Raw genomic sequence first — 11,015 nt, forward strand, 5'->3', positions numbered from 1 at the left:
GGATCATGGTCGGCATCCTCCAAGACAAGGATCGGATCTTCACCAACCTCTACGGTCTCCAGGACTGGGGCCTTGAGGGGGCGAAGCAGCGCGGCGCGTGGAACGCCACCAAGGACATGCTGGACCTTGGCCGCGACTGGATCATCACCAACGTCAAGAACTCGGGGCTGCGCGGACGCGGCGGCGCCGGTTTCTCGACCGGCCTGAAGTGGTCCTTCATGCCCAAGGAAGTGAAGGATCGCCCTCACTACCTGGTCATCAACGCCGACGAGTCCGAGCCCGCGACGTGTAAAGACCGCGAGATCATGCGTCATGATCCGCAACTGCTGATCGAAGGCGCGATGATCGCCTCCTTCGCGATGCAGGCCCACGCCTGCTACATCTACCTGCGCGGCGAATACATCCTTGAGCGCGAGCGCATGGAAGCCGCCGTCAAGCAGGCCTATGAGGCCAAGCTGATCGGTAAGAACAACGTCCACGGCTGGGACTTCGACGTCTATATCCACCACGGCGCCGGCGCCTATATCTGCGGCGAAGAGACGGCCCTGCTGGAAAGCCTGGAAGGCAAGAAGGGCCAGCCGCGTCTGAAGCCGCCGTTCCCTGCGGGCGCCGGTCTGTACGGCTGCCCGACGACCGTGAACAACGTGGAATCGATCGCCGTGGTCGGCACCATCCTGCGCCGTGGCGCGGACTGGTTCGCCAGCTTCGGTCGCCCGAACAACACCGGCACCAAGCTGATGTCCCTGTCGGGCCACGTGAACACGCCCTGCGTGGTCGAAGAGGCCATGTCGATCCCGCTGCGCCAATTGATCGAGGATCACGGCGGCGGCGTGCGCGGCGGCTGGGGCAATCTGAAGGCCATCATCCCGGGCGGCGCGTCCTGCCCGGTCATCACGCGCGAGCAGGCTGAAGTCGCGCTGATGGACTTCGACTCCATGCGCGAAATGCGTTCGTCGCTGGGTACGGCCGGCGTGACCGTCATGGACGAGTCCACCGACATCGTTAAGGCGATCGCCCGCATCAGCTACTTCTTCAAGCACGAGAGCTGCGGCCAGTGCACGCCGTGCCGTGAAGGCACCGGCTGGATGTGGCGCGTGCTGGAACGCATGGCCATCGGCGACGCCGACCCGTCCGAGATCGACCTGCTGCTCGACGTGGCCGGTCAGGTCGAAGGCCACACCATCTGCGCCCTCGGCGACGCCGCCGCTTGGCCCGTTCAGGGCCTGATCCGGCACTTCCGTCACGAGATCGAAGAGCGCATCCACACCTACCGCAGCCGCCGCGCGAACTTCGCCGGCCACGCGATCGCGGCGGAGTAGGGCTATGCGATCTCCGATGCTTCTGCTGACGACGACGGTGCTGATGGGCCCTTCGGCCTGCACCCAGTCGGGCGCCATTTCCACCATCGAATGGGCGCAGGACTGACCGCATGAAACGCGCAGCTCCAGTGCTTCTTTGCCTGATCGCTCTCGCCGCCTGCGGCGAGCAGGCAAACACGCGCGAACCGTATGTGCTGCCTTCCGAGGTGGGGGACGCCTTCATCCGGGGGGCGGCGGCGCCGTCCGCGCCGCTTGAGGGCGAACAGGCTTGCCGCCAAGCGGTGCTGACGCTGTATGGCCAAGGCGACGATGCCGTGACGTTCGACGCGGCGGCCTCCACCGTGTCGTGGCGCGCGCCGGTCGATGGCGGCCATGTCACCTTCAACTGTTCGGTCAAGGATTCCACGGTGTCGCTGTCGCGCGACGGCCAGACCCAGACCGTTTCTCTTTCGTCCGAGGCGGGTCAAGCCGCCGAGAGTGAGGCCCGCTGATGCCCATCGCCAAAGTCAACGGCGTTGAAGTCGAGTTCGAACCGGGCATGACCGTGCTGCAGGTCGCCGAGCGCGCCGGGCAGGAAATCCCGCGGTTCTGCTACCACGAGCGCCTGTCCATCGCCGGCAACTGCCGCATGTGCCTGGTCGAGGTGAAGCCCGGACCGCCGAAGCCACAGGCTTCGTGCGCGCTGCCGGCCGCCGACGGCCAGGAAATCTTCACCGACACGCCGATGGTGAAGAAGGCCCGCGAAGGGGTGATGGAGTTCCTGCTCATCAACCACCCGCTGGACTGCCCGATCTGCGACCAGGGCGGCGAGTGCGACCTGCAGGATCAGGCCGTCGGCTACGGCCGCGACGGTTCGCGCTACGGCGAGAACAAGCGCGCGGTCGAAGAAAAGAACATGGGCCCGACGGTCAAGACGTTCATGACGCGCTGCATCCAGTGCACCCGTTGCGTTCGCTTCATCACCGAAGTGGCGGGCGTGCCGGACATCGGCATGATCTCGCGCGGCGAAAGCGCCGAGATCACGACCTATCTGGAAAAGAACATCGACAGCGAACTGTCGGGCAACGTCAACGACCTGTGCCCGGTGGGCGCCCTGACGCACCGCCCGTGGCAGTACCACTATCGTCCGTGGGAGCTGAAGAAGACCGAGACCATCGACGTGATGGACGCCCTCGGTTCGAACATCCGCGCCGACTCGCGCGGCGCCGAGGTCATGCGCGTGCTGCCGCGCGTGAACGAGGGCATCAACGAAGAGTGGCTGTCGGACAAGAGCCGCTACGCCGTCGACGGCCTGCAGGCGCGTCGTCTGGACCGTCCGTGGGTGCGTGAGAACGGCAAGCTGCGTCCGGCCTCGTGGGATGAAGCCCTGTCGGTCGTCGCCGACAAGTTGAAGACCGCTTCGGCTGACCGCATCGGCGCCATTGCAGGCGATCTTCAGGACGCCGAGTCGATGAAGGCGACGCTGGACCTGTTCCGCGCGCTGGGCTCGGCCAACACCGACTGCCGTCAGGACGGCGTCGCGCTGGGCGGCGAGGCTCGCGAGGGCTGGCTGTTCAACTCTGGCCTGCAAGGCATTGAAAACGCTGACGCCATCCTGATCGTCGGCGCCAATCCGCGCACGGAAGCGCCGCTGCTGAACGCGCGCATCCGCAAGGCCTGGCTGAAGGGCGGCGTCGAGGTCGGCGTCATCGGACCGCAAGCCGATCTGACCTATGACTACGCCTGGCTGGGCGCCGGTTCGAAGACCCTGGGCAAGCTGCCCAAGGTCGCGACCGACTTCCTGACCAAGGCTGAACGCCCGGCGATCATCGTCGGCGCGGGCGCCCTGACCGGCGAGACCGGCCCGGCCGTGCTGAACGCCCTGGGCGCGCTGGCCAAGAAGGTCGGCGTGGTCAAGGACGGCTGGAACGGCTTCAACGTGCTGCATAGCGCCGCGGCGCGCGTCGGCGGTCTGGACATGGGCTTCCTGCCGGGCGAGGGCGGTCTGGATGTCGCCGCCATGCTGAAGCCGGGCGCGCTGGACGTTCTGTTCCTGCTGGGCGCCGATGAGGTGAACGCGGACGCATCGGGCGCCTTCCGCGTCTATCTGGGCTCGCACGGCGATCGCGGCGCGCACGGCGCGGACGTGATCCTGCCCGGCGCGGCCTACACCGAGAAGTCGGGCCTGTACGTCAACACCGAGGGCCGGGTGCAGATGGCCGAGCGCGTGGTCTTCCCGAAGGGCGAGGCCAAGGACGACTGGGCCATCATCCGCGCCCTGTCCGAGCGCGTCGGCCACAAGCTGCCGTTCGACACGCTTGAGCAACTGCGCGCCAAGCTGATGGGCGACCATCCGACCTTCGGCCGCATCGACTATCTGGCCCCGGCCGCGACGTTCGACGTCGCCAAGCTGGGCGCCAAGGGAGACCTGGGCGACGTCGCCTTCGTCTCCGTCATCGCCGATCCCTATCTGACCAACCCGATCGCGCGCGCCAGTGAAACCATGGCCCAACTGTCCGCTGAGCGGACGGCGCCGGTCGCCCTGGCGGCGGAGTAAATCATGGACGCTGCGACTTCCTTCTGGACCACGCCTCTGGGTTGGACCCTCGCCACGGTCGGCGGGATCCTGCTGGTGGTGGTCGGTATCCTGATCTCCCTGGCCTTCTTGCTGCTGGCCGACCGCAAGATCTGGGCGGGCGTTCAGCTGCGCAAGGGCCCGAACGTGGTCGGCCCCTTCGGCCTGCTGCAATCCTTTGCCGACTTCTTCAAGTTCGTGCTGAAGGAGATCGTCATTCCGGCCGGGTCGGACAAGGTGGTCTTCATCTTGGCCCCGCTGATCAGCTTCGTGCTGGCCTTCGTGGCGTGGGCGGCGATCCCGTTCGCACCGGGCTGGGTGGTCGCGGACCTGAACGTCGGCATCCTGTACATTCTGGCGATCAGCTCGCTGGGCGTTTACGGCATCATCATGGGCGGCTGGGCTTCGAACTCGAAGTACCCGTTCCTGGGCGCGCTGCGTTCGGCGGCGCAGATGGTGTCCTATGAGGTCTCGATGGGCCTCATCATCATCAACGTCATCCTGCTGGCCGGGACGATGAACCTGACCCAGATCGTGATCCAGCAGTCCGGCTGGTTCTGGAACTGGAACGCCTTCGGCGGCGGCCTTGAGACCCTGCCGACGATCATCGTCATGCTGCCGATGACCATCGTCTTCTTCATCTCGGCCCTCGCCGAGACCAACCGCCCGCCGTTCGACCTTCCGGAAGCGGAGTCGGAGCTGGTGGCCGGCTATCAGGTCGAATATTCCTCGACGCCCTATCTGCTGTTCATGATCGGCGAATACGCCAACATCGTCTTCATGTGCGCCATGATCACCCTGCTGTTCTGCGGCGGGTGGAATCCGGGCTTCCCGACCGACTTCCTGAACAGCGTCCCGGCCTTCGTCGCCAACCTGTTCTACCTGCTGGTCTTCATCACCAAGGTCGTCTTCTGGTTCTTCATGATCGCCCTGGTGAAGGCCTTCGTGCCTCGCTACCGCTATGACCAGCTGATGCGTCTGGGCTGGAAGATCTTCCTGCCGGCTTCGCTGGTGGCCGTGGTCTTCGTGGCGGCGTGGCGCGTCTTCGCGGTGGGTGCGTGATGGGCGCTCGCGCCACAGTCCTGATCGCGCTGGCGCTCGCCGCCGGCCTGTCGGCCTGCATCTTCAAGCCGATGGATCCGGCTGCGCCCGAGACCGCGTCCGCGCGTCTCGAGCGGCTGGACCGCGAGCGGGCGGAGGAGGCGGACAAGCGCGCCTATTGCCAACGTCTGTCGCGGGATGATCCGCGCTTCGACAGGGACGGCTGCGAACGCCGGATCGGCGGATGAAGACGAAAGCCGCAGCCCTGATGTTCGCCCTGGCCGCGCCCATGCTGGCGTCGGCCTGCGCGCCCTATGAGGCCGACCCCGTGTCGGTCTATCAGTGGGAGCGCAAGGTGCAGGAAATCGAACGGCGCGAGGCGGAACGCCAGCGCCTTTGCCAGACCCTCGATAAGGAAAGCGCCCGCTATCAACGCGAGTGCGCCGGAGTGAAATCGTAATGCTGACCCGTATCGTTCAGGCGGCCAAGGGCGCGATGCTGACCGACGTGTTCGGCGCCGTCGGCCTGTCGCTGAAGTACATGGCCAAGCCCAAGGCGACGGTGAACTATCCGTTCGAGCGCAACCCGCAGTCGCCGCGTTTCCGTGGCGAACACGCGCTGCGCCGCTATCCGAACGGCGAGGAGCGCTGCATCGCCTGCAAGCTGTGCGAGGCCATCTGCCCCGCCCAGGCCATCACCATCGAGGCCGAACCGCGCGCCGACGGCAGCCGCCGCACGACGCGCTACGACATCGACATGGTCAAATGCATCTACTGCGGCCTGTGCCAGGAGGCCTGCCCGGTGGACGCCATCGTCGAGGGACCGAACAGCGAGTTCGCCACCGAGACCCGCGAAGAACTGCTCTATGACAAGGCGCGCCTGCTGGACAACGGCGACCGCTGGGAGCGTCTGATCGCGAAGAATCTGGAACTCGACGCTCCGTATCGCTAAACGGAGCGGCGATTCCGCCACGCTGACCCTGACCTTCGGGCCGGGGCCGATTTTGGAAGGGTCCGAGGTTTCCTCTCGGGCCATTGGTTTTGAAGAGGGGCGTCGTCCCGCACATGTTGCAAGGCCTGGCCTTCTATCTTCTGGCGACGGTCGCCGTGGTTTCCGCCCTGCTGGTGGTGACCGCGCGCAATCCCGTGCACTCCGTTCTCTGGCTGATCCTGACCTTCTTCTCGGCGGCCGGTCTGTTCGTTCTGCTGAGCGCCGAGTTCCTGGCGATGCTGCTGGTCGTCGTTTACGTCGGCGCCGTGGCGGTGCTGTTCCTGTTCGTCGTCATGATGCTGGACGTCGACTTCGTGCGCTTGCGCGAAGGATACGCGCGCTACCTGCCGCTGGCGGGTATCGTGGCGGGCGTGCTTCTGGCCGAGATGATCATGGTGTCGATCACCGTCGTTCAGGGCGGGGCCGCCCGCGACGCGACTTCGCCGGTTCCGGCCGGGCCTGACGTCACCAACATCGAGACGATCGGCCGCGTACTCTACACGGACTACGTCTACTTCTTCCAGGCGGCGGGCGTGGTCCTGCTGATCGCCATGATCGGCGCCATCGTCCTGACCCTGCGCCACCGTCCGGGCGTGCATCGCCAGGATCTGGCGGCTCAGGCCAACCGCGAGCGCGCCAAGGCCGTTGAGATCAAGTCCGTGACCACGGGCCAGGGCGTCACCCCCGAGGAGCTTCTGTAATGGATATCTCGCTCCAGCATTATCTGGCGGTCGCCGCCATGCTGTTCACCATCGGCGTCTTCGGCATCTTCGTGAACCGCAAGAACGTCATCATCATCCTGATGTCGGTCGAGATGATCCTGCTCGCGGTGAACATCAACTTCGTGGCTTTTTCCACGCACCTGAACGACGTGTCGGGTCAGCTGATGGCCATGTTCGTCCTGACCGTCGCCGCGGCCGAGGCCGCCGTCGGCCTGGCCATTCTCGTGACCTTCTTCCGTAACCGCGGCGACATCGCGGTCGACGACGCCTCCGTGATGAAGGGCTGATCGGAACCGTGACTATCCAGACTCTCGTCACTCTCGGCGTCTTCGCCCCCCTGCTGGGGGCCATGATCGCCGGCTTCTTCGGTCGCCGGATCGGCGACGTCGCCTCGCAGGCCGTCACCACGGGCCTGCTGTTCTTCTCGTGCGCGGTCTCCTGGATCGTGTTCAGTCAGTGGACCTGGGGCGGGCTGGAAGCCTTCACCGTGCACCTGGCGCCGTTCGTCCACGTCGGCGAGTTCCAGTCGAACTGGTCGATCCGCGTCGACGCCATGTCGGCGGTCATGCTGATCGTGGTGACCTCGGTGTCCTCGCTGGTTCACCTCTATTCCTGGGGCTATATGAAGGAGGACGATAGCCGTCCTCGCTTCTTCGCCTATCTGTCGCTGTTCACCTTCATGATGCTGGCGCTGGTGACGGCGGCCGACTTCTTGCAGATGTTCTTCGGCTGGGAAGGCGTGGGCCTGGCGTCCTATCTGCTGATCGGTTTCTGGTTCAAGAAGCCCTCGGCCACCGCCGCTTCGATCAAGGCCTTCGTGGTCAACCGCGTCGGCGACTTCGGCTTCCTGCTCGGCATGATGACCGTGTTCTGGATGTTCGGCACGATCGAGTTCGCCAAGCTGTTCCCGCTGATCGCGGGCAAGGCCGGGACGGGCTGGGAATTCCTGGGCCACACCTGGTCGGCTCTGGATCTGGCCGGTCTGCTGCTGTTCATCGGCGCGATGGGCAAGTCGGCGCAGTTCTTCCTGCACACCTGGCTGCCGGACGCGATGGAAGGCCCGACGCCCGTGTCGGCCCTGATCCACGCGGCCACCATGGTCACGGCCGGCGTCTACATGGTCTGCCTGCTGTCGCCGCTGTATGAGCACGCGCCCGTCGCGTCGCAGTTCATCGCCATCATCGGCGGCATCACGGCTATCTTCGCCGCGACCGTCGGCATGATGCAGAACGACATCAAGCGGGTGATCGCCTATTCGACCTGTTCGCAGCTGGGCTATATGTTCTTCGCGGCGGGCGTCGGCGCCTATCAGCCCGCCATGTTCCACCTGTTCACGCACGCCTTCTTCAAGGCCCTGCTGTTCCTGGGCGCCGGTTCGGTGATCCACGGCATGCACCACGAGCAGGACATGCGGAAGATGGGCGGCCTGTGGAAGCTGCTGCCCGTCACCTATGCGACCATGATGATCGGCACCATCGCCATCACCGGCCTGGGCATGCCCGGCGTCGGCGGCTTCGCCGGCTTCTACTCCAAGGACTCCATCCTCGAGAGCGCCTATGCGGCGGCGACGACCGGCCACTCGGCCGCGGGCATGTTCGCCTTCGTCATCGGCATCTCGGCGGCCCTGCTGACGGCTTACTACTCGTGGCGCCTGGTGTTCATGACCTTCCACAATAAGCCTGTGTGGAAGGAAGAGGAGGGCGCGCACCATGCGGACGCCCACGCTCATGACGATCATCATGCCCATGACGATCATGCGCACGACGACCATCACCATGGTCCGCTGAAGCCGCATGAGAGCCCGCTGGTCATGGTCGTGCCGCTGCTGGTGCTGTCGATCGGCGCGGTGTTCGCGGGCATGATCTTCGCCCCGCACTTCATCGGTCACCATGAGGCTGAGTTCTGGCGCGGCGCCATCTTCGTCGGGGCTGAGAACCACGTCCTGCACGAAAGCCACAACGTCCCGACCTGGGTGAAGTGGGCGCCGCTGATCGTGACGCTGCTGGGCACGGCCATCGCCTACTGGCTGTATGTCGTGAAGGAAGGCGCGGCCAAGGAGATGGCCGACCGCAAGGGCCCGCTGTGGACCTTCCTCTACAACAAGTGGTTCTTCGATGAGCTGTACGACGCCGTCTTCGTGAAGGGCGCCAAGGCGATCGGCGACTTCTTCTGGAAGATCGGCGACGTGAAGATCATCGACGGTCTGGGCCCGAACGGCGCGGCCTGGGCTTCGCTGAAGTCGGGCGGCTGGTTGTCCCGGTTCCAGTCCGGTTTCGTCTACTTCTATGCATTCGTGATGCTGATCGGCGTGGCTGCGTTCCTTGCCTTCGCCATCTTCACGTGGGGAGCCTGAGCCTCGTGCCTCACATTCTGAGCATCGTCACCTTCCTGCCGCTTCTGGGCGCGGCCGCGATCCTGATCGCGCGCCTGCTGAACAAGGGCGGTCAGGACGCCGCGGCCCCGGCCGCCCGCTGGATCGCGCTGGTCACCACCATGGTGGTGCTGGCCGTGTCCGTCCTGCTGGTCGCGCAGTTCGATCCGTCGAACCCGGCCTATCAGTTCGTCGAGAACTACGCCTGGTTCGCGGGCGCCGGCTATCACCTGGGCGTGGACGGGATCTCGATCCTGTTCGTCCTGCTGACGGCCTTCCTGCTGCCGATCTGCATCGTGGCCAGCTGGAAGTCGATCGAGACGCGCGTCGTCGAATACATGATCGCCTTCCTGATCCTGGAGACCATGGTCATCGGGGTGTTCACCTCGCTGGACCTGTTCCTCTTCTACATCTTCTTCGAAGGCACCCTGGTGCCGATGTATCTGATCATCGGCATCTGGGGCGGCGCCAACCGCATCTACGCAGCGTACAAATTCTTCCTGTACACCCTGCTGGGATCGGTCCTGATGCTGCTGGCCATGCTGTGGATGGCCCACACGACGGGCACCACCAGCATTCCGGAACTGAAGCAGTACGCCTTCGACCCGGCGGTGCAGCCGCTGCTGTGGCTGGCCTTCTTCGCCTCCTTCGCGGTGAAGATGCCCATGTGGCCGGTGCACACCTGGCTGCCCGACGCCCACGTTCAGGCGCCGACGGCGGGTTCGGTCATCCTGGCCGGCATCCTGCTGAAGCTGGGCGGCTACGGCTTCATCCTGTTCAACATTCCGATGTTCCCGCTGGCGTCGCAGATGTTCACGCCTCTGGTGCTGACGCTGTCGGTCATCGCCGTGGTCTACACCTCGCTGGTCGCCTTCCGTCAGACGGACATCAAGAAGCTGATCGCCTATTCGTCGGTCGCCCACATGGGCTTCGTGACCATGGGCATCTTCGCGGGCAACGACACCGGCATTCAGGGCGCCGTCTTCCAGATGCTGAGCCACGGCCTGATCTCGGGCGCGCTCTTCCTCTGCGTCGGCGTGGTCTATGATCGGATGCACACCCGTGAGATCGCCTTCTACGGCGGCCTGACGGCGCGGATGCCCTGGTATGCGGCCATCTTCCTGATGTTCACCATGGCCAACGTCGGCCTGCCGGGCACCTCGGGCTTCATCGGCGAAGTGCTGACGATGACGGGCGCCTATCAGGTCTCGACCTGGGCGGCCCTGATCGCGGCCTCGGGCGTGATCTTCTCGGCGGTCTATGCGCTGACGCTGTTCCGCAACGTCATGTATGGCCCGATCACCAATCCGGCGCTGGAAAACATCACCGACATCGACAAGCGCGAACTGCTGATCTTCGTGCCCCTGATCGTCGGCACCATCTGGCTGGGCCTCTATCCCAACGCCGTTCTCGACTACACCGGGCCGACTGTTGAAGCCCTGACCAGCGCCTATCGCGCCGCGATCGGCGGGTGAGACCATAATGCCTGATCTGTCCTCCGCTCTCCAACTCGCCGCCCCGGAGCTGACCCTTGCGGTCGGCGGGCTGGTGCTGCTCATGCTCGGCGCCTTCGCCGGCGAGAAGTCGACGCGCCTGGTCTCGGGCCTGTCGGTGCTGCTGCTGCTGGCGGCGACGGCTCTGGCCGTCGTCGGTCCGCTGGGTTCGGCCTTCAACGGGGCCTATGTGGCCGATCCGCTAGCCGTCTTCGGCAAGGCGGTGATCTTCCTGTCGGCCGCCGTGGCCGTGGTGCTGGGCGACGGCTGGATGCATCGCAACAACATCGCCAAGTTCGAATATCCGATCCTGATCGTGCTGGCCTCGGTCGGCATGGGCATGATGGCGTCGTCGGGCGACCTGATCTCGCTCTACATCGGCATCGAGATGCACTCGCTGGCCCTCTACGTCCTGGCCGCCTATCGCCGCGACGATCTGAAGGCCTCGGAAGCGGGTCTGAAGTATTTCGTCCTGGGCGCCCTGTCGTCGGGTCTGCTGCTGTACGGCGCCAGCCTGATCTACGG

At 65.2% G+C, this 11,015-nt stretch carries 12 protein-coding genes; all 12 read left to right on the forward strand.

Going from position 1 to position 11,015, the window contains the following annotated elements:
• The first annotated feature begins 5 nt into the window (after window positions 1–5).
• Window positions 6–1,319, forward strand: a complete 1,314-nt coding sequence (nuoF, locus tag B2Y21_RS01735; RefSeq protein ID WP_200165439.1) for an NADH-quinone oxidoreductase subunit NuoF — start codon at window positions 6–8, stop codon at window positions 1,317–1,319.
• A 110-nt stretch (window positions 1,320–1,429) separates the two neighbouring features.
• Window positions 1,430–1,810, forward strand: a complete 381-nt coding sequence (locus B2Y21_RS01740; RefSeq protein ID WP_200165437.1) for a hypothetical protein — start codon at window positions 1,430–1,432, stop codon at window positions 1,808–1,810.
• Complete coding sequence (nuoG, locus tag B2Y21_RS01745; protein WP_292056360.1) at window positions 1,810–3,855, forward strand: NADH-quinone oxidoreductase subunit NuoG; 2,046 nt, start codon at window positions 1,810–1,812, stop codon at window positions 3,853–3,855. The genes B2Y21_RS01740 and nuoG overlap by 1 nt, the downstream gene beginning before the upstream one ends.
• A 3-nt stretch (window positions 3,856–3,858) precedes the next feature.
• Window positions 3,859–4,935, forward strand: a complete 1,077-nt coding sequence (gene nuoH / locus B2Y21_RS01750; RefSeq protein ID WP_292056362.1) for an NADH-quinone oxidoreductase subunit NuoH — start codon at window positions 3,859–3,861, stop codon at window positions 4,933–4,935.
• Window positions 4,935–5,162, forward strand: a complete 228-nt coding sequence (locus B2Y21_RS01755; protein ID WP_292056365.1) for a hypothetical protein — start codon at window positions 4,935–4,937, stop codon at window positions 5,160–5,162. Before nuoH ends, B2Y21_RS01755 begins: the two co-directional genes overlap by 1 nt.
• Window positions 5,159–5,374 (forward strand): hypothetical protein, encoded by a 216-nt coding sequence (locus tag B2Y21_RS01760; RefSeq protein ID WP_125900147.1) that lies wholly within the window; start codon window positions 5,159–5,161, stop codon window positions 5,372–5,374. The genes B2Y21_RS01755 and B2Y21_RS01760 overlap by 4 nt, the downstream gene beginning before the upstream one ends.
• Window positions 5,374–5,865, forward strand: a complete 492-nt coding sequence (gene nuoI, locus B2Y21_RS01765; RefSeq protein ID WP_003170180.1) for an NADH-quinone oxidoreductase subunit NuoI — start codon at window positions 5,374–5,376, stop codon at window positions 5,863–5,865. The genes B2Y21_RS01760 and nuoI overlap by 1 nt, the downstream gene beginning before the upstream one ends.
• Window positions 5,866–5,978: 113 nt before the next feature.
• Window positions 5,979–6,605, forward strand: a complete 627-nt coding sequence (locus B2Y21_RS01770; RefSeq protein ID WP_292056367.1) for an NADH-quinone oxidoreductase subunit J — start codon at window positions 5,979–5,981, stop codon at window positions 6,603–6,605.
• The gene (gene nuoK / locus B2Y21_RS01775; RefSeq protein ID WP_003164596.1) at window positions 6,605–6,913 is read left to right on the forward strand and encodes an NADH-quinone oxidoreductase subunit NuoK; all 309 of its coding nucleotides are present in this window, start codon (window positions 6,605–6,607) and stop codon (window positions 6,911–6,913) included. The genes B2Y21_RS01770 and nuoK overlap by 1 nt, the downstream gene beginning before the upstream one ends.
• Window positions 6,914–6,927: 14 nt before the next feature.
• Window positions 6,928–8,979, forward strand: coding sequence for an NADH-quinone oxidoreductase subunit L (nuoL, locus tag B2Y21_RS01780; RefSeq protein ID WP_292056375.1), 2,052 nt, complete (start codon window positions 6,928–6,930; stop codon window positions 8,977–8,979).
• A 5-nt stretch (window positions 8,980–8,984) separates the two neighbouring features.
• Window positions 8,985–10,472 (forward strand): NADH-quinone oxidoreductase subunit M, encoded by a 1,488-nt coding sequence (locus B2Y21_RS01785; RefSeq protein ID WP_292056369.1) that lies wholly within the window; start codon window positions 8,985–8,987, stop codon window positions 10,470–10,472.
• A 7-nt stretch (window positions 10,473–10,479) separates the two neighbouring features.
• The coding region (locus B2Y21_RS01790) for a proton-conducting transporter membrane subunit (protein ID WP_292056377.1) at window positions 10,480–11,015 on the forward strand (536 nt) is incomplete at its 3' end.

This window comes from Brevundimonas sp. UBA5936 (genome assembly GCA_002430835.1).
Taxonomy (GTDB): Bacteria; Pseudomonadota; Alphaproteobacteria; order Caulobacterales; family Caulobacteraceae; genus Brevundimonas.

Bases quoted from the DNA above. Each gene is read 5' to 3' on its own strand.
- B2Y21_RS01760 (WP_125900147.1), top strand. From the start codon at position 5,159: ATGAAGACGAAAGCCGCAGCCCTGATGTTCGCCCTGGCCGCGCCCATG.
- nuoF (WP_200165439.1), top strand. From the start codon at position 6: ATGGTCGGCATCCTCCAAGACAAGGATCGGATCTTCACCAACCTCTAC.
- nuoK (WP_003164596.1), top strand. From the start codon at position 6,605: ATGGATATCTCGCTCCAGCATTATCTGGCGGTCGCCGCCATGCTGTTC.
- nuoH (WP_292056362.1), top strand. From the start codon at position 3,859: ATGGACGCTGCGACTTCCTTCTGGACCACGCCTCTGGGTTGGACCCTC.
- nuoG (WP_292056360.1), top strand. From the start codon at position 1,810: ATGCCCATCGCCAAAGTCAACGGCGTTGAAGTCGAGTTCGAACCGGGC.
- B2Y21_RS01770 (WP_292056367.1), top strand. From the start codon at position 5,979: ATGTTGCAAGGCCTGGCCTTCTATCTTCTGGCGACGGTCGCCGTGGTT.
- B2Y21_RS01740 (WP_200165437.1), top strand. From the start codon at position 1,430: ATGAAACGCGCAGCTCCAGTGCTTCTTTGCCTGATCGCTCTCGCCGCC.
- nuoI (WP_003170180.1), top strand. From the start codon at position 5,374: ATGCTGACCCGTATCGTTCAGGCGGCCAAGGGCGCGATGCTGACCGAC.
- B2Y21_RS01755 (WP_292056365.1), top strand. From the start codon at position 4,935: ATGGGCGCTCGCGCCACAGTCCTGATCGCGCTGGCGCTCGCCGCCGGC.